Origin of the sequence: Amycolatopsis coloradensis, assembly GCF_037997115.1 — a bacterium.
Lineage (GTDB): Bacteria > Actinomycetota > Actinomycetes > Mycobacteriales > Pseudonocardiaceae > Amycolatopsis > Amycolatopsis coloradensis_A.
Genome location: NZ_CP150484.1, coordinates 8,591,470 through 8,609,154, shown reverse-complemented (window position 1 = coordinate 8,609,154; position 17,685 = coordinate 8,591,470). Strand labels below are relative to the sequence as shown.

The 17,685-nt window shown below is 69.0% G+C and carries 15 protein-coding genes; 8 read left to right on the top strand and 7 right to left on the bottom strand.

Features of this window, described 5'->3' with window-relative positions; all coding sequences use genetic code 11:
• Positions 1 to 46 precede the first annotated feature (46 nt).
• Complete coding sequence (locus LCL61_RS40245; RefSeq protein WP_219145985.1) at positions 47 to 499, bottom strand: flavodoxin family protein; 453 nt, start codon at positions 497 to 499, stop codon at positions 47 to 49.
• Between the two features lies 1 nt (position 500).
• A complete protein-coding gene (locus LCL61_RS40240) occupies positions 501 to 2,138 on the bottom strand; it encodes a phospho-sugar mutase (protein ID WP_340684581.1) in 1,638 nt (545 codons plus the stop codon).
• Between the two features lie 29 nt (positions 2,139 to 2,167).
• Between LCL61_RS40240 and LCL61_RS40235 the strand changes: the two genes are divergently transcribed.
• Entirely contained in the window at positions 2,168 to 3,325 is a 1,158-nt protein-coding gene (locus tag LCL61_RS40235; RefSeq protein ID WP_340684580.1) for a glycosyltransferase, read from the top strand.
• Positions 3,326 to 3,391: 66 nt separating this feature from the next.
• Here the strand turns inward: LCL61_RS40235 and LCL61_RS40230 are convergent, their stop codons facing one another.
• The 3 genes from LCL61_RS40230 to LCL61_RS40220 are packed head-to-tail and all read right to left on the bottom strand — an operon-like array spanning position 3,392 to position 5,566.
• Complete coding sequence (locus LCL61_RS40230; protein WP_340684579.1) at positions 3,392 to 4,177, bottom strand: purine-nucleoside phosphorylase; 786 nt, start codon at positions 4,175 to 4,177, stop codon at positions 3,392 to 3,394.
• The gene (locus LCL61_RS40225) at positions 4,170 to 4,601 is read right to left on the bottom strand and encodes an ABA4-like family protein (protein ID WP_340684578.1); all 432 of its coding nucleotides are present in this window, start codon (positions 4,599 to 4,601) and stop codon (positions 4,170 to 4,172) included. Before LCL61_RS40225 ends, LCL61_RS40230 begins: the two co-directional genes overlap by 8 nt.
• Entirely contained in the window at positions 4,598 to 5,566 is a 969-nt protein-coding gene (locus LCL61_RS40220; protein ID WP_340684577.1) for a hypothetical protein, read from the bottom strand. Before LCL61_RS40220 ends, LCL61_RS40225 begins: the two co-directional genes overlap by 4 nt.
• A gap of 74 nt (positions 5,567 to 5,640) precedes the next feature.
• On the opposite strand from LCL61_RS40220, the gene LCL61_RS40215 reads away from it, so the two are divergent.
• Positions 5,641 to 6,315 carry a MerR family transcriptional regulator gene (locus tag LCL61_RS40215; RefSeq protein WP_340684576.1) on the top strand — a complete coding sequence of 225 codons (675 nt, stop codon included), beginning with the start codon at positions 5,641 to 5,643 and terminating at the stop codon, positions 6,313 to 6,315.
• Between the two features lie 808 nt (positions 6,316 to 7,123).
• Here LCL61_RS40215 and LCL61_RS40210 read toward each other — a convergent pair.
• Positions 7,124 to 8,890: a serine/threonine-protein kinase gene (locus LCL61_RS40210; RefSeq protein WP_340684575.1), complete on the bottom strand. Its 1,767-nt coding sequence runs from the start codon at positions 8,888 to 8,890 to the stop codon at positions 7,124 to 7,126.
• Between the two features lie 263 nt (positions 8,891 to 9,153).
• On the opposite strand from LCL61_RS40210, the gene LCL61_RS40205 reads away from it, so the two are divergent.
• The 6 genes from LCL61_RS40205 (at position 9,154) to LCL61_RS40180 (ending at position 17,167) form a co-directional block, all read left to right on the top strand.
• Positions 9,154 to 11,034, top strand: a complete 1,881-nt coding sequence (locus LCL61_RS40205) for a methylmalonyl-CoA mutase family protein (protein ID WP_340684574.1) — start codon at positions 9,154 to 9,156, stop codon at positions 11,032 to 11,034.
• On the top strand, positions 11,034 to 13,202 hold the full coding sequence (gene scpA, locus LCL61_RS40200) for a methylmalonyl-CoA mutase (RefSeq protein WP_340684573.1): 2,169 nt from the start codon (positions 11,034 to 11,036) through the stop codon (positions 13,200 to 13,202). The genes LCL61_RS40205 and scpA overlap by 1 nt, the downstream gene beginning before the upstream one ends.
• Positions 13,203 to 13,205: 3 nt before the next feature.
• A complete protein-coding gene (gene meaB / locus LCL61_RS40195; protein WP_340684572.1) occupies positions 13,206 to 14,204 on the top strand; it encodes a methylmalonyl Co-A mutase-associated GTPase MeaB in 999 nt (332 codons plus the stop codon).
• Positions 14,205 to 14,261: 57 nt separating this feature from the next.
• Positions 14,262 to 14,558 carry a hypothetical protein gene (locus tag LCL61_RS40190; protein WP_340684571.1) on the top strand — a complete coding sequence of 99 codons (297 nt, stop codon included), beginning with the start codon at positions 14,262 to 14,264 and terminating at the stop codon, positions 14,556 to 14,558.
• 238 nt (positions 14,559 to 14,796) lie between these two features.
• Positions 14,797 to 16,095: an amidohydrolase gene (locus LCL61_RS40185; RefSeq protein WP_340684570.1), complete on the top strand. Its 1,299-nt coding sequence runs from the start codon at positions 14,797 to 14,799 to the stop codon at positions 16,093 to 16,095.
• A 178-nt stretch (positions 16,096 to 16,273) separates the two neighbouring features.
• Positions 16,274 to 17,167, top strand: a complete 894-nt coding sequence (locus tag LCL61_RS40180) for an endonuclease domain-containing protein (protein ID WP_425342085.1) — start codon at positions 16,274 to 16,276, stop codon at positions 17,165 to 17,167.
• Between the two features lie 62 nt (positions 17,168 to 17,229).
• Here the strand turns inward: LCL61_RS40180 and LCL61_RS40175 are convergent, their stop codons facing one another.
• Positions 17,230 to 17,682 (bottom strand): gamma-glutamylcyclotransferase, encoded by a 453-nt coding sequence (locus LCL61_RS40175; protein WP_185927259.1) that lies wholly within the window; start codon positions 17,680 to 17,682, stop codon positions 17,230 to 17,232.
• Positions 17,683 to 17,685: the final 3 nt, after the last annotated feature.

Genomic DNA, 17,685 nt, shown 5'->3' with positions numbered 1-17,685 from the left:
CGTATGGCCAACGACCGCATTCAGAGGACTAAATACGGCGAAGGGGTCAGGGCATCAGCGTGGCGGCCAGGGTGCCGCCCAGTTCGAAACAGGCTTCCAAATCCGCTTTGCCCGGTTCTCCGGTGACGAGCACCGGAGAAGCCGCGCTCTCCCAGCCAAGTCCGGTGGTGATGCTCTCGATCCCGCGCACGGTGCCCGAGGTGTCGTTGTTGCCGTGCACGAAGAACCCGAACGGCCGTCCTCGCGTGGAATCCAGGCACGGGTAGTAGACGGTGTCGAAGAAATGCTTCAGCGCGCCGGACATGTACCCCAGATTCGCCGGGGTGCCGAGCAGATAGCCGTCGGCGTCCAGGACGTCGGGCACGGTCGCGCCCAGCGCCGCGCGGCGCACGACGTCGACGCCCTCGATGTCCGGATGATTCGCGCCGGAAAGCACGGCCTCGAACATCGCCTGCGTCGAGGGCGACGGCGTGTGGTGGACGATCAGCAGCTTCGGCATGTCAGGCCAGCCGGGACTCGATGTCGGCCCGCAGCGCGGCCAGCCGCGCGTCCGCCGCTGTGCGTGCCTCAGCGAGATCGCCGGAGACCGGCTCCTTCACCTGCAAATACGCCTTCAGTTTCGGCTCGGTCCCGGACGGCCTGATGACCACGCGCAGGCCCTCCCCGGTCAGGCGCAGGACGTCGGCGTCGGGCAGGAGGTCCCCCATCGTGACGCCGGTGCCGCCCAGCGACGCCGGGGGAGTGGCGCGCAGGCCCGCCATCAGCCGCTCCCGCACCGACAGATCGGTGACCCGCAACGAGACCTGATCCGTCACGTGCACCCCGTGCTTCACGGACAGTTCGTCGAGGACGTCCAGCGGCCCGCGGCCCGCCGCACGCAGGGAAGCGGTCAACGACGCGGCGAGCACGGCGGCGGAGATGCCGTCCTTGTCCCGTACGAAACCGGGGTTCACGCAGAGGCCGAGGGCCTCTTCGTAGGCGAAGACGAGCCCTTCGCCCGCGCGGACCAGCCATTTGAACCCGGTCAGGGTCTCCGCGTAGCGCGCCCCGAATTCCTTCGCGACCTCGCCGAGCATCGACGACGACACGATCGTCGTGGCCACGAGCGGATCGGCACTATCCACAGTGGACAGAACATGCCACCCGAGGAGCACGCCGGTTTCGTCGCCGCGCAGCATCCGCCACGAACCGTCCCGTTCACGCACGCCCAGCGCGCAGCGGTCGGCGTCGGGGTCGAGCGCGATCGCCAGGTCCGCGTCCACTTCGGACGCCAGCGCCAGCAAAAGGTCCGTCGCGCCCGGTTCTTCCGGATTCGGGAAGGCGACCGTCGGGAAGTCGGGATCGGGTGTGGCCTGCTCGGCCACCAGATGGAGATCGCCGAAACCCGCGCGCTCGAACGCGGCGCGCAGGGTGTCCGCGCCGACGCCGTGCAACGCCGTCGCGGCGACCTTGACCTCGCGCTCCGGGCCACGCGGCAGAAGCGCGACCTTCGCGAGGTACGCGTCCAGGAGTTCGTCGCCCAGCACCTCGGCGCCCGGCTCGCGCGGCACGCTGATCGCCGGGGGAGCGGTTTCGATGGCCCGCTCGATCTGACCGTCCGAAGGTGGGACGATCTGGCCGCCCGACGCGTCGTAAAGCTTGTAACCGTTGTCGGCCGGGGGATTGTGCGACGCGGTGATCTGGATGCCCGCGACCGCGCCGAGTTCCAGCACGGCGAACGCGAGCACCGGGGTGGGCAGCGGGCCGGGCAGCGTCTTCACCGCGAACCCGGCGGCGGTCAGCACCTCGGCGGCGGCCTCGGCGAAGGCTTCCGAACCGTGCCGTGCGTCGCGGCCGACCACCACGACCCCGCCCGCATGTCCTCGCGAGCTCAGCCAGGCCGCGACCCCGGCCGTGGTCCGGGTCACGACCGCGACGTTCATCCCGTTGGGCCCCGCGCGCACCGGGCCGCGCAACCCGGCGGTGCCGAATTCGAGCGGGCCCGCCATCCGGTCCGCGAGCTCGTCCGCCGCGCCTGCTTCGCCGCCCATCGCGCGCGCGAGGATGTTCTGCAGCTCGACACGGGAATCGTCGTCCGGGTCGTCGGCGATCCAGCGGAACGCCCGATCCCGCAGCTCCGAGGTCAAGGAAGTCGTCACCGAGTCAGCCTACGGGTACGTTGGGGAGGGTGCGATTGATCTTCACTTCTCTGGTGAGTCATGGTCATCTCTATCCCCTACTACCGCTCGCCGTCGCCGCTCGCGACGCCGGGCACGAAGTCCTCTTCGCCACGGGTGACGACATGCTGCCGGTGGTCGAAAAGGCCGGGCTGGCCGCGGAAAGCGCCGGCTTCGGGATGCGGGAGGCGTTCGAGTCGGTCGCCGGACCCGATGCTCCCAAACCCAACGCCTCCGATGCTCCGCCCGAGTCGTTCCATCCCGTTATCGGCGAAGTGTTCGGAAATGTGATGCCTCGGCGGTTCGTCGCCGATCTCACGCCGTTGCTGGAGCGGCACCGGCCGGATCTCGTCGTCTACGAAAGCGGCAACGCAGGGGGCGCCATCGCCGCCCACCTCGCCGGCATCCCCGCGATCGGGCACGGTTTCGGCCGGTTCTCGCGGGATGATGTCATGGACGTCATTTACGGCCGCCTCGCGGAATTCGGCGCGGAGGTCGGTCTCGAAGGCGTGAACCTGCCGTCGTTCGGCGACCCGGTCGTCGACATCTGCCCGGAATCGGTGCAGGCGCCCGATTTCCTGGCGGAAGCGAACCGGATCCCGTTGCGTCCCGTCGGCTGGGCCGAGCCGGGAGATCTCCCGGCGGGCGTGGTCGGCCGGGACAAGAGCCGTCCACTGGTCTACCTCACCCTCGGGACCGCGTTCGGCGACGAAAACGTGTTGAAGCGAGCCATCGGCGGTCTGGCGCGGCTCGACGCGGACGTCATCGTCGCGGCGGGTCCGGCGGTGGATCCGGGGCAGCTGCGCGACGTCCCTAGCAACGTCCGTGTCGAGGCTTGGGTGCCGCAGGTCGACCTCCTGCCGCACGTCGACCTGGTGGTCCACCACGGCGGCAGCGGAACGACGCTCGGGGCCTTCGGCGCCGGGCTGCCGCAACTGGTGCTGCCGCAGGGTGCGGATCAGTTCACGAACGCCGAAGCCGTCGTCGCCGCTGGAGTCGGTACGCAGCTGATCGGCGCTAACGTCGTCGAGGACGCCATCTCCGAGCAGGCGCGAAAGCTGCTCACGGACGAAACGGTGCTCGGCGCGGCGCGGAAACTCGCCGACGAGGTCGCCGCGATGCCGTCACCCGCGGAGGTCGCTCAGCGGCTTCCCGAGTTCGCCGGCTGAGAAGCGCGTGAAGGCCCCCTTTCCCTCGGCTGAGCCGAGGGAAAGGGGGCTTTCACGCGCAAAGCGTCAGGCGCGAGCGACGAGTTCCTTGAGCAGCGTGCCCATGCGGGTCGCGGACTGCCGGCCCGCCTCGAGGACCTCTTCGTGGTTCAGCGGTTCCCCGGTCATCCCGGCCGCCAGGTTGGTCACCAGCGAAAGGCCGAACACCTCGACCCCGGCGGCGCGCGCGGCGATGGCCTCCAGCACCGTCGACATGCCGACGAGATCGGCGCCGAGTGTCCGCAGCATGTGGATCTCCGCAGGCGTCTCGAAATGCGGCCCGGTCAACCCCGCGTAGACGCCTTCTTCCAGCGAAGGGTCGATCTCACGTGCGATGTCGCGCAGCCGCTTCGCGTAGAGATCCGTCAGGTCGACGAAGTTCGCGCCGACGATCGGCGAGCGCGCGGTCAGGTTCAGGTGGTCGGAGATCAGCACCGGCTGCCCGACCCGGAAGCCCTCGCGCAGGCCGCCCGCGGCGTTGGTCAGCAGCACCGTCCTGGCGCCCGCCGCCGCGGCGGTGCGCACGTTGTGCACGACCGGGTCGATGCCCTTGCCCTCGTAGAAATGCGTGCGGCCCAGCAGGATCAGCGCGCGCTTGTCGCCGACGCGGACCGACCGGACTGTCCCCCCGTGCCCGACCGCGCCCGGCGCGACGAATCCGGGCAGCTCGCCCAGCGGGATCTCCGCTTCGGGCTCCCCGATGACGTCCGCCGCCGGGCGCCAGCCCGAACCGAGCACGACGGCGATGTCGTGCTTCTCGACGCCGGTGCGTTCGGCGATGGCGGCGGCCGCCGCGACCTCGTTCTCACTCATGCGACGAGCGTATCCGGACCGTTCTCACGAGCAGGAACGCCACCAGCCCGAACGGGGACAGGAAGATCGTGAGCGCCAGGATCGGACCGGTCACCAGCGGGTGGATCCGGTGCTCGCGGGATTCGAGGTACATCCAGCGGGCGATGAACAGGTCGAAGGCGATCAGATGGGCCCAGATCGTGGCCGCCCCGTACAGCGCGCCGGTGAACGCGCTGAGTACGTCGAGGTCCGGCCTGCTGACCGCCGTCCAGAGTTCGCCGAGATGCGCGATGGCGAGCACGAAGTACGGGATCAGCGGCAGCAGCGGCGTCCAGGGCGAGGACATGATCCGGCGGGTCCAGGACCAGCCCGGCAGGAAGATCATCAGCAGCCAGAACGGCGTCGCCAGCGGGAAGGTCCAGGTGAACAGCGTCTCGACGCTCATCGCAGCGAGGCCTCCAGTTCCCGCGACGGCCGCCCGATCGCGATTAGCCCGCTAAAGGCGACGCCCGCCACGAGCAGGGCGAAGGCGGTGAGGGTCTGGGAATCGGGGGCGACGATCGACTGGCCGCGCAGCGCCTGCCAAGTCAGCAGCGCGAGAAGGCCTGCGTAGCCGACACCGGCGATCACCACGAGCCGCAGCCGGAGGACGTCGTCGCGAAGCCGCGGGTAGCGCGCGGCCAGGACACCGAGGGCGAGCGCGAGCAGCGGAAGCGCCTGCAGTCCGTGCAGGCCGAGGAAATGCGGGATCCGCAGGTCGCCGCCGACCGTGCTCCAGCCGAGGACCGGCAGGCCGGGGCCGCCGTCGGGGAGCCCGACGGTATGCGCGCCGATCATCGCGGACTGGCCGGTCGCGTCGAGCAGGGCCTGCTGGTCCGGGGTGGGGCCGCTCATCAGCGTCGCCAGCGAGATCCCGATCATGCCGAGGATCGCGCCGATCCTGGCCGCCCACGCCGTCGCTCGGTCGGGGAGCCGCGTGAACAGGACGGCGATCGTCAGTACGAGGTTCACCACCCACAGCACGGCGATCATCCCGCCCATGACCTGGAAGATCGTGTTGTCCAGCGGGGTCGCGTTGTTGAAGTGGCTCGCGCGGACGCGGGCGGCCTGGAAGATCACCAGCGCGTATTCGGCCGCGAAGATCACGACGAGCGCGTTCGCCAGCCAGTTCGCGGTCCGCCGGAACTTGGGCAGCAGCGAGATGAGCCAGCTCCAGGTGAAGAAGTAGAGGACGGCGGAGACGGCGAATTTGAACGGTTTCGCCCAGAGCGGCGCGCCGTTCAGCGTCCGCTGGTCGATCAGCATGGCCAGGACGCACAGCACGGTGATCACGGCGAACGCCTGGGCCAGGCGATAGGAACCCCGGTGCCAGGTGCGGGTTCTCTCCTGGAGATCGGTCAAGATGGTCATGGAACCTCCCAGAATGGATAGTCAAGCTCTCCGTTATGGGAAGCTAAACTATCCATCCTGAGAAGTCTTCAGGGATGACCCTGGAGCCGTCCCCGAGATCGGAGAACGCGCGCGTGCGGATGGCCGAACTGAGCGAAAAAGCCGGGCTTCCAGTCGCCACGATCAAGTACTACCTGCGGGAAGGGCTGCTCCCGCCGGGTGAGCGGACCAGCCCCAACCAGGCGAAGTACGACGACGGGCACGTTCAGCGGATCAAGCTGATCAGGGCGCTGATGGAGGTCGGCGGCCTTTCGCTCGCGACGGTCGGCGAGGTGCTCGCCGCCGTCGATGCCGGGGAAGCCAGCCCCCATCACGTCCTCGGCATCGCCCAGCAGGGCATCACCACCTCCCGGCAGGTCGCCGACGACGAAGCCAGGGCATGGGCGCTCGCCACGGTCCGTGGCCTCGCCGAACGCCGAGGCTGGCCCTGCAAGGCCGACGACGACCTGGTCATCCAGGCCCTGGTCGGCGTCCTGTGCACGATCCGCGAGGTCGGGCATGGCTGGTACCTCGACAAACTCGACGCCTACGCCGAGATCGCCGACCGGATCGCCGATCTGGACCTCGAAGGGATCGCCGGGATCGAGTCGCTGGAGCAGATCATCGAGATCGCCGTCGTGGAGACGGTGCTCGGGGACAGGCTGCTCTCGGTGTTGCGGAGACTGGCGCAGCAGCGTGCCTCGAAGGCCTATTTCGCCCAGGAGGGCTAAAGCCGCTTTCTCGCGTGTCGGTACAGGGGCTGTGAGGCACCGAGACTCCCTTGTGTGCCCGATTTGAGCACCTTGTGGGGGTGGGGGGAGTCAACGTGTCAGGTCCCGAAAGCCTCGACCCGGTCGTCGCGAAGATCCGACGCGCTACGACTGTCCATAAAGGACTTGAGATCGGTTTTCGGTGCCCGATTCGGGTACTTGCGCAGCTTCGCGCTGGGGTCGTGACCGGTAAAGGGGGTTGGAACCCAATGCCACGTAGCTTAAGTTGATCTTGGGTGAGGTTGACAGGTGCAGCGAAGGCTCCCTTCGCTGCGTCTGATGCGACGAAGGGCGCTTTCGGCCCCCGGTCGTGGGTCGGGTTGGTCGTGAGTGGCGTTTCGGGTTCAGATCGGAAGNTCCTTGGTGGACACTCAGGGGCGCAGTCGGCTCCTGTCGGCCAGGGCAACCGAGCGCGTGACCTGCGGCAATCCTCGCTGCGTACGATCAAAACCCCATCCAAGATCAACTTAAGCTACGTGGCATTGGGTCCTAACGACCATTGCCACTCATGACCCCCCGTGCAAAGTGCTCAAATCGGACACTCAGTGGATCTTGGCGTCCTTTATGGACGATCGGCGTCGTGATCGGCTTGCGCCACGAAGAGCCTGCTCGGCAGTCGGCGGGAACAGCCTCCACGGCACATTCGCCTTACCCTCAACCCTCTTTGTCCTCGCGACCCCGTGGAGAGCAGGGCATGGCGACATCAATCGGGCGTTCGATGTGTTCGGCATGCCCCTCAACGGAACGCCCCGGCGGGAATCCCGCCCGGCTAACCGTCGACGATGAGGGAAAGCGCCACCGGTTCGAAGATCCCGGTCTTCGCCGAGTTCTCCTGCTCGATCGTCGAAGTCACCGAGAGGATCCACAGATCCGTGCCGCCGCTGAACAGGTCCATGTACGTCGTGCGCGTGATGCTCTCGTTCACCGCGTCCCGGCTCCCGGCGGCGCGCTCGGTCGTCCGATAGGTGTACCGCTGGCTGTTGTCGCCCCGGCCGGGCACGGTGGTGGGGTCGCCGATGGGGGCGATCTCCGGATGCTGGCTCTTCAGCCAGCTGAAGTAGGCGGACGGCGGGCTGTCGGCCAGGAAACCGGTCAGCCGCTCGACCCGGATGACCTGGCGGCCGTCGGGCGAGACGTACTGGACCACGGTGCTCGGCACCCCGCGGGTGACATGCGGCGCGACGAACTTCTGCCAGCCTTCCGGGACACCGATGCTGAACCGGCCGCCCTTGAGGCCGTTCACCGTGCTGGCGTCACCCTGCTGCGTGATCAGTTTCGGCGGCGGCTGAGTGATGATCGTGTCGCCCTGCTGCACCTTCTCCGGTGGCCGCAGATCCTCCCCGCCGACGGCCCTGGCCAGCACGAACCCGCCTCCCGCGGCCAGCAGGAAGAGGACGACCGACGTGAGCGCCAGCACCACCGTGCCCACCGTGGACCGGCCCTGCGGGCGGGGCCGCGGCGGCGTGACGGTCGGCATCGGCGCGAGTTCGACGGGAGGCGCCGGCGCGGGCTGATTCAGGAACGGCAGCGGGCCGGGGTCGGCGGCGAGTTCGGAACTCGTGCCCTCGCTCGGCTTTTCCGGCGCGACCTGCTTGATCACCTGGGTGTCGGTCGCGTCGAGGTGCGCGGTGGTCTTCTTGCCGTCGGGCGTGTGGAACAGCTCGGCGGGGAAGAGGTCGATGAGTGTCTTGGCCTGCAACGGATACAGGCGGCGGCGCACCTCGCGGAGGGTGATCCGCTTCGACGGCTCCTTCTTCATGAGCGCGCCGATCACGTCGGCCAGCGGACCGGGAGCGGGCTTCGGCACCTTCCCGTTGACGACCTTGCCGACCGTTTCGAGCGGGTCGCCGTCGGCATCGTAGGGCGGCGAGCCCTCGATGGCGGCGAACAGCGTCGCGCCGAGGCCCCACAGGTCGGCGGCGGGGACGACGGCGCCGCCGGACGCGACCTCGGGCGCGATGTAGGCGGGCGAACCCAGCATCATCCCGGTCCGCGTCATGGTGGCTTCGGAGACGTTGCGCGCGATGCCGAAGTCGGTGAGCTTGATGCGGCCGTCACCCGCGACGAGGACGTTGCCCGGTTTGACGTCACGGTGGGTGATGCCGGCGGCGTGCGCGGCTTCGAGCGCGGACGCCACCGCGATGCCGACCGCCGCCGCCTGCTCGACCGTCAGCGGCCCGTGGTCGCGCAGGATGTGCGCGAGGCTTCGCGACGGCAGCAGCTCCATGACCACGAACGGTTCGTCGTTCTCGCGCGCGACGTCGTGCAGGATGATCACGTTCGGGTGACTCAGGACGGCGATCGCGCGGGCTTCGCGCAGGGTCCGCTCGCGCAGCTCGTCGGCTTGCGACGCCGGCACGCCGGGCGGGAGGCGGACCTCTTTGACCGCGACGGGACGGTGCAGGAACTCGTCGTAGGCCGACCAGACCGTGCCCATCGACCCCGATCCGATGACCGAGCGCAACCGATATCGACCGGCGACCACACGCTTCTCGTCGCCGGGACTCTCGCTGGGCTCGGTGGTGTCGGACGGCACGGCCCAATTGTGTCGTATGCCCGTGTGACGGACCCATGCGACGTGCCCTGTCGGAGTGAACAGGTCACTGGGAACAGGTCGTCGGTGCAGGTCCGTGAAGGCCTCCTTACCTACCCTGAAGGTAGGGAAGGGGGCCTTCACTACCTTTCAAGATCGCCACTCACGACCAGCGCGCCCCAACCTCGCCACCGCCGCCCAGTCACCCCTTCGGCGCGACTAGCGTCACAGGTAACGCCACTTGAGGGCCGTTAGCATCGATGGTTATGACGGAAGTGGCCGAGACGGAGTCAGTGCCGACCCCCGGCGAGCCCGACGCGCCCGAAGAGCTCAAGCTCGCGGCGGAGTTCCCGGAAGCGAGCCGGGAGCAGTGGCGGGAACTCGTGGCCGGAGTGCTGCGCAAGAGCGGCGCCATCGACGAGTCGTTCGACGGCCTGCCCGAAAGCAAGCTCGTCACCCGGACGTACGACGGCCTGGAGATCCAGCCGCTCTACACCGCCGAAGACGCCGTCGAGGGGACAGGTTTCCCCGGCCTTCCGCCGTTCGTGAGAAGCGCCCGGCCCGAAGGCGCGGTGACGACCGGCTGGGACATCCGTGCCCGGTACGCGCGCCGTGACGCCAAGGCCACGAACGCCGCGATCCTCGCCGACCTCGAAGGCGGCGTCGGCTCCATCTGGCTGCGTGCCGGCGCGACCGGCGTCCCCGTCACCGATCTGGGCGACGCGCTGAACGAGGTCTACATCGACCTCGCACCCGTCATCCTCGACGCGGGCGACGAGTACGAGGCCGCCGCGAACGAGTTGTTCGCCCTTTTCGCCGAACGCGAGATCCCGGCGAGCGCGGTCACCGCGACCCTCGGCGCCGACCCGATCGGGGCGGCCGCGCGCACCGGTTCGGCGCGTCCGCTCGCCCCCGCCGCGGAATTGGCGGCGCGGGTCGCCGTCAGTCACCCGAAGGTGCGGACGATCGTCGCCGACGGCCTGCCGTTCCACGAGGCCGGCGGCTCGGACGCGCAGGAACTCGGCGCGACCGTGGCCGCGGGTGTCGCCTACCTGCGGGCGCTCACCGAAGCGGGGCTGGACGTCGACACCGCGGCCGGGCAGATCGAATTCCGGCTCGCCGCCACGGCCGACCAGTTCCTCACGATCGCCAAGTTCCGCGCCGCGCGGCGTCTGTGGGCACGGGTCACCGAAGTGTCCGGTGGCAAGGGTGCGGGCATGCGGCAGCACGCGGTCACTTCGCCCGCGATGCTGACCCAGCGTGACCCGTGGGTGAACATGCTGCGGACCACGCTCGCCTGCTTCGGCGCCGGGGTCGGCGGCGCGGACGCGATCACCGTGCTCCCGTTCGACGCCGCGATCGGCCAGCCGGACGCGTTCTCCGCACGGATCGCGCGCAACACGCACGCCGTGCTGCTGGACGAGTCCAAACTGGCCGGTGTCATCGACCCGGCGGGCGGCTCGTGGTACGTCGAGAACCTCACCGAAGACCTGGCCAAGGCCGCGTGGCGCGAGTTCACCGCCATCGAGGCGGCCGGCGGGATCGAGGCCGAGCTGGCGTCCGGAGCGCTCGCCGCGCGGCTCGCCGAAACCTGGGAGAAGCGGTCGAAGCGGCTCGCGACCCGGCGTGATCCGATCACCGGTGTCAGCGAATTCCCCAATCTGACGGAAAAAGCGGTCGTCCGCGACGCCGTCGAAGAGCTGCCGGGCGGCGGCCTGCCCCGGCGCCGGTACGCCGAAGCGTTCGAGGCCCTGCGGGACCGGGCGGACGCGCATCCGAACCGTCCCCGCGTCTTCCTCGCCACGCTCGGCCCGGTCGCGGCGCACACCGCACGGGCGAGTTTCGCGGCGAACCTGTTCCAAGCGGGCGGGATCGAGGCCGTGAACCCCGGCGCCCCCAAGGACATCCCAGCCGTCATCGCGGAATTCCGCGCCAGCGGAACGAAGATCGCCTGCCTCTGCGGAAGCAACACTTCCTACGCGGAGGAAGCCGACAGCGTCGCGAAGGCCCTGAAGGAAGCCGGTGCCACGTCGGTGCTGCTCGCCGGGAAACCTGGCGACCACCCGGACGTCACGGGCTACCTCTACACGGGCTGCGACGCCCTGGAAATCCTGACCGGCACGTTGAACGAGCTCGGAGTGCAGTGATGACCATCCCGAACTTCGTCGGAATCGAGCTGGGCGGCCCCGACCCCGCCGACCGTCCTCAGTGGACCGAAGCACTGCACGCCGCCACCGGCAAAGGCCCCGACGCGCTCGCGTGGGAGACACCCGAAGGCATCGGCGTCAAGCCGGTCTACACCGCCGACGATCTGTCCGGAGTGGACTTCCTCGGCACGTATCCGGGTATCGCGCCGTATCTGCGCGGCCCTTACCCGACGATGTACGTCAACCAGCCGTGGACCATCCGCCAGTACGCGGGTTTCTCCACCGCGGAGGAATCGAACGCCTTCTACCGCCGCAACCTCGCTGCCGGGCAGAAGGGCCTTTCGGTCGCCTTCGACCTCGCGACGCACCGCGGCTACGACTCGGACCACCCGCGCGTCGCCGGTGACGTCGGCATGGCGGGCGTCGCGATCGACTCGATCTACGACATGCGCCAGCTCTTCGACGGCATCCCGCTCGACAAGATGAGCGTTTCGATGACCATGAACGGCGCCGTCCTGCCGGTGCTCGCGCTCTACGTCGTCGCGGCCGAGGAACAGGGTGTCACGCCGGACAAACTGGCCGGGACCATCCAGAACGACATCCTCAAGGAGTTCATGGTCCGCAACACCTACATCTACCCGCCGCAGCCGTCGATGCGGATCATCTCGGACATCTTCTCGTTCACCTCGCGGAACATGCCGAAGTACAACTCGATCTCCATCTCCGGCTACCACATGCAAGAAGCCGGGGCGACCGCCGACCTGGAGCTGGCGTACACGCTCGCGGACGGCGTCGAGTACATCCGCGCCGGAGTCGAAGCCGGGCTGGACGTCGACAAGTTCGCGCCGCGCCTGTCCTTCTTCTGGGCGATCGGGATGAACTTCTTCATGGAGGTCGCGAAACTCCGCGCGGCGCGACTCCTCTGGGCGAAGCTGGTGAAGGGCTTCGACCCCAAGAGTTCCAAGTCTCTGAGCCTGCGGACCCACTCGCAGACCTCCGGCTGGTCCTTGACCGCCCAGGACGTCTACAACAACGTCGTCCGCACCTGCGTCGAGGCGATGGCGGCGACCCAGGGCCACACGCAGTCGTTGCACACCAACGCCCTCGACGAGGCGCTGGCGCTACCGACCGACTTCTCCGCGCGCATCGCGCGGAACACGCAGCTGCTGCTGCAACAGGAATCCGGCACCACACGCGTCATCGACCCGTGGGGCGGCAGCGCGTTCGTCGAGAAGCTGACCTACGACCTCGCGCGCAAGGCGTGGGGCCACATCACCGAGGTCGAGCAGGCGGGCGGGATGGCGAAGGCGATCGACGCCGGCATCCCGAAGCTGCGCATCGAAGAGGCCGCGGCGCGGACGCAGGCGCGGATCGACTCCGGCCGCCAGCCGGTGATCGGCGTCAACAAGTACCAGGTCACCGACGACGAGCAGATCGACGTGCTCAAGGTCGACAACGCCGGGGTGCGCGCGCAGCAGCTGGAGAAACTGCGTCGGCTGCGCGAGGAGCGGGACGAGGACGCCACACAGGACGCGCTGCGGCGGCTCACCGCGGGCGCCGAATCCGACGGGAACCTGCTCGCCCTCGCCATCGACGCCGCCAGGGCGAAGGCCACCGTCGGCGAGATCTCCGACTCGCTGGAGAAGATCTGGGGGCGGCACTCCGGCCAGATTCGTACCATCTCCGGTGTGTACCGCGAGGAGGTCGGCAAGGCCGAGAACGTCGAGAGGGCCCGTGAACTGGTCGAGAGTTTCGCCCAGGAAGAGGGCCGCCGTCCCCGGATCCTGGTCGCGAAGATGGGCCAGGACGGCCACGACCGCGGCCAGAAGGTGATCGCGACCGGCTTCGCCGACATCGGCTTCGACGTCGACGTCGGCCCGCTGTTCTCCACCCCCGGCGAGGTCGCGCGGCAGGCGATCGAGGCCGACGTGCACGTCATCGGCGTTTCGTCGCTCGCGGCGGGGCACCTTTCGCTGGTCCCCGCGCTGCGCGCCGAACTCGCCGAACAGGGCCGTGAGGACATCATCGTCGTGGTCGGCGGCGTCATCCCACCGCAGGACTACGAAGAGCTGCGCGCGGCGGGCGCGGCGGCGATCTTCGGCCCCGGCACGGTGATCGCCGAAGCGGCGATCGACCTCATCGGACAGCTGACCGCCCAGGAGTCCTGAACCTTGCCGCGCAAGATCGACGTCGGGGCGCTGGCCAAAGGTGTCCTCGCGGGTGACCGCGGCCTGCTGTCGCGGGCGATCACGCTCGTCGAGTCCAACCGCGATGATCACCGGGCGCAGGCGCAGGAGCTGCTGGTCGAGCTGCTCCCGCACGCGGGCGGCGCACGGCGCGTCGGCATCACCGGCGTTCCCGGTGTCGGCAAATCGACCTTCATCGACCAGCTCGGCACGGATCTCACCGAGGCCGGGCACAAGGTCGCCGTGCTGGCCGTCGACCCGTCGTCGACGCGGACCGGCGGCTCGATCCTGGGCGACAAGACCCGGATGGCGCGCCTCGCCGTGGACCCGAAGGCGTTCATCCGCCCTTCGCCGACTTCGGGCACACTCGGCGGCGTCGCGCGGGCGACCCGCGAGACGATCGTGCTGATGGAAGCGGCCGGGTACGACATCGTGCTGGTCGAGACCGTCGGTGTCGGGCAGTCCGAGGTGACCGTGGCGAACATGGTCGACCACTTCCTGTTCCTGACCCTGGCCCGCACCGGCGACCAGCTGCAGGGCATCAAGAAGGGTGTCCTCGAACTGGCGGACGTCATCGCGGTCAACAAGGCCGACGGCGACCACGAACGCGACGCGAAACGCGCGGCCCGCGAACTCGCCGGCGCGCTGCGGATGATCTACGGACGGGACGCCGAGTGGACGCCCCCGGTGCTGACCTGCAGCGCGCTCACCGGCGTCGGGCTCGACGACGTGTGGGCCGAAATCGGCCGTCACCGCGACGTATTGACCGCTTCGGGTGAACTGGACGGACGGCGACGACGGCAGCAGGTGGAGTGGACCTGGTCGATGGTCCGGGAACAGCTCCTCGGACGGCTCGCTTCGCATCCAGACGTGCGAGCGGTCGTCCCGGACGTCGAACGGGCGGTCCGGGACGGTGAGCTGACCCCGACGCTGGCCGCGCAACGGATTCTGGAGGCGTTCTCCGGTCCTCCGCGTGGCGGCTGACGCGGGAACCCGGCAGAGTGCAGAATCGGGTTCGCGCCACGCCGTCGAAAGGGAATCATGCCGAAAAGGTCTCGTCTCGGGCAGCTTGCCGGACTCGTCGCCGCCGGGCTGGTCGTCTGCGCGCCTGTCGCGCAGGCCGTGGAGATCCAGGCGCCCGCGCCGGTGATCGCGCAGGCAGCGGCGGTGCACGAGGTGCCGTCGCAGGCACCTCCGGGGCCGGTGCTCGACCCCGCCGAGACCGACAAGGCCAACAGCCAGGAGACCAAGCGGAAGATCATCGCGGGCGTCGCCGCGGCCATCCTGCTCGGCCTGGTGATCCTCGGCCGCCGCGCCCGTTCCAAGAAGAAGTCCTGAACCGCTACCGGTAAGTAGAAGGACTCTCCGCTTAGCCTGGGCCGAACTCTCACAGCCGTTCATCGCAGATCCACTACCGGCCGTCTCCGGCTCGATCACTCGACGAGCGGCTTGTCATCTGCATGGTGCACGATCTATCGCAAATGCGTATCACAGATCGAACGGCACCCAGCGTGCCTTCAGCGACCACTCGTACGGTGGTAGACGAAGGTGACTGTGTCGCGGGAGGAGGTGCGGCGTGACGGTGCTCGATTCACGTCCGGACATTCCAGGTGACCCCGAGGGTCGCGTCGTTGCCCCTATAGAGGCGCCCACCGCGCTGATCTCCGAGGCCGGCGTCAGCATGGCACCTGTGCATGACCTTGGTGCCGGACGCGGCCCTTTCTGGCTCGACGACTGGCTCCGCGCGAACGCCACCGACGTCGTCGCGTGGCGCCGTCACATCCACGCGCACCCGGAGCTCTCCCGCCACGAGTTCGCCACGACCGAAATGGTCATGTCCCTGCTCCGCTCGGTCGGGCTCAAGCCATGGGTGCTCCCCACGGGCACCGGCGTGGTCTGCGACATCGGCAGCGGCGACCGCTGCGTCGCGCTGCGCGCCGACATGGACGCCCTGCCGCTGACCGAGGCCACCGGCCTCCCGTACGCCTCCAAGACCGACGGCGCCGCGCACATGTGCGGGCACGACGCGCACACCGCGATCCTGCTGGGCGCGGCTCGGGCGCTGGCGGGCGCGCCGGAGCTGCCCGGCCGCGTGCGGCTGATCTTCCAGCCGGCCGAGGAGGTCATGCCCGGCGGCGCGCTGGACATGATCGCCGCGGGCGCGATGGAAGGCGTCGAGCGGATCTACGGGCTGCACTGCGACCCGCGGCTCGAGGTCGGCAAGGTCGGCCTGCGCGAAGGCGCGCTGACGTCGGCCGCCGACCTCATCGAGCTGCGGCTCACCTCGCCGGGCGGGCACACCTCGCGGCCGCACCTGACCGCGGACCTGGTGCACGCGCTGGGCACCGTGATCACGTCGCTGCCCGCGGTGCTCTCGCGGCGGGTCGACCCGCGCTCCGGGACCGTGCTGGTCTGGGGAGCGGTGCACGCCGGGCAGGCCGCCAACGCCGTCCCGCAGGACGGGGTGCTGCGCGGCACGCTCCGCACCGCGGACCACGAGGTCTGGACGATGCTGGAGCCGCTCGTCGCGGCTTCGGTGGAGTCGCTGCTCGCGCCGACCGGGGTCGGGTTCTCCCTCGACTACCGCCGCGGCGTGCCGCCGGTCGTCTCCGATCCGGAGTCGCACGTCCTGATGCGGGCCGGCGTCGAGGCCGCGCTGGGTGAGGCCGCCGTCGCCGGGACCGAACAGTCGTCCGGTGGCGAAGACTTCGGGTGGTACCTGGAGCACGTCCAGGGCGCCTTCGCTCGCCTCGGTGTTTGGTCCGGTGAAGGCCCGATGGCCGACATCCACCGCCCGACGTTCACCCTCGACGAGCGTTCGCTCCTGTGCGGGGTCCGCACGCTGGTCCACACGGCCCTGGCCACCCTGGCTTGACGTCCACCCAATCACGCGTGTCGTCCGTCTGATCACGCGTGTCGTCCACCTGGTCACAGGTGTTCGTCACATCCGGTGTCGAACACCTGTCCACAGGGTTATCCACAGGTGTGAAGTTATCCACAGGTGTGGACGAGTGGCCTTTCCCGAGGCTGCGAAACCAACGATCCTCGAAGGCATGATCGATTGGGGAGGACGACATGGGGCGGTCTCGCGTAGTGAGGCTGACAAGGTTCTGGGGCGTCGGCTGGTCCTTGAAGGATTGGCCACAGGTGTCCTTGCGCAGCCATGGCGGGGCGTGGTCGTTCATGCTTCTGATTGGCTCAGACTGACCACTCGGGCTCAGGCCGCTCTGCTCGTGGTGGGGCAGCCCGCGGCTTTGTCCGGAGCTACAGCCCTTGCGCTACATGGGATTTCGGCCGTGGACGACACGAGCATCCACGTGACGGTGCCCTTCTCGCGGCGGATCAAGTCCAAGCCGGGGTTGATCATCCATCAAGCCGATTTCCAGCCCTCGGATGTCATCGAGATCGAGGAGCTCGCCACGTTTTCCTTGGACCTCGCGCTGGCCGGTTTCCTCTGTGATGGAGACAAGCGAACCGCGTTCGCCGCACTGGACGAGGCGATGCACGGGCTTGTGCCGGACCATGTCCGAGCCCTGCGTGCGAACGTTCGGGACCGAGTCGTGGACCGCCGCGACCGGCGAGGTATCCACAGGGCGGTCATGCTGCTCGACCTGGCGACCGGCAAGGCGGATTCCCCACCGGCAAGCATCCTCCGGTTGATCGTCGTCGAGGCGGGATTCCCGATACCGGAGGCGCAGTACGAGATCACCACGATCGACGGTCGGACGCTGTACGTACTCGACATGGCGTGGCCGTCGCGGCGGATCGCCCTGGAGTACGACGGCTTCGCTTCTCACGAGGGGCGCCACGACTACGACTCCGAGCGAGACGCACGGATGGCCGGACGGGGATGGATCACGATCCGGGTGTCGGCTGCGGACCTGCGTGATCCTCAACGATTCTTGGCGGAGCTGTCCAGAGCGTTCGAAAGGCGCGCGGTTGCGTGATCAGATGGACGACACGCGTGATCAGACGGACGACACGCGTGATCAGGCGGACGACTCGCGGGTCAGCCGGAGATGCCCTGGCAGGGGCGGGTGCGGAGGGCGTCGACGTAGTCGGCGGGGGCGCCGGCGGCCTCGGCCGCATCGGCCAGGACGCCGAGGTAGCGCGCGGACGGGAGGCCGCCCTCGTAGGCGTCCAGGACGTACAGCCACGCCAGCACGGAGCCGTCCATGGTCTGCACGCGGAGCCGGATCTTGGAGTGAATGCCCAGCTCGCCGCCTTCCCAGCGGTCGAGGTTGGGTTCGTCCAGCGAGGTGACGTCGTACAGCACCACGAAGACCCGGGAGCCCGGGTCTTCGACGATGGTCGCCAGCGCGCCTTCCCAGCCGAGGTCTTCGCCCCCGAAGGTCAGCCTCCAGCCCTCCAGCCAGCCGGTGCCGGCCATGGGCGAGTGGGGAGCGCGCTCCAACATCTGGGAGGGCTCCATATTGGATCCATACGCGGCATACAACGGCACGGC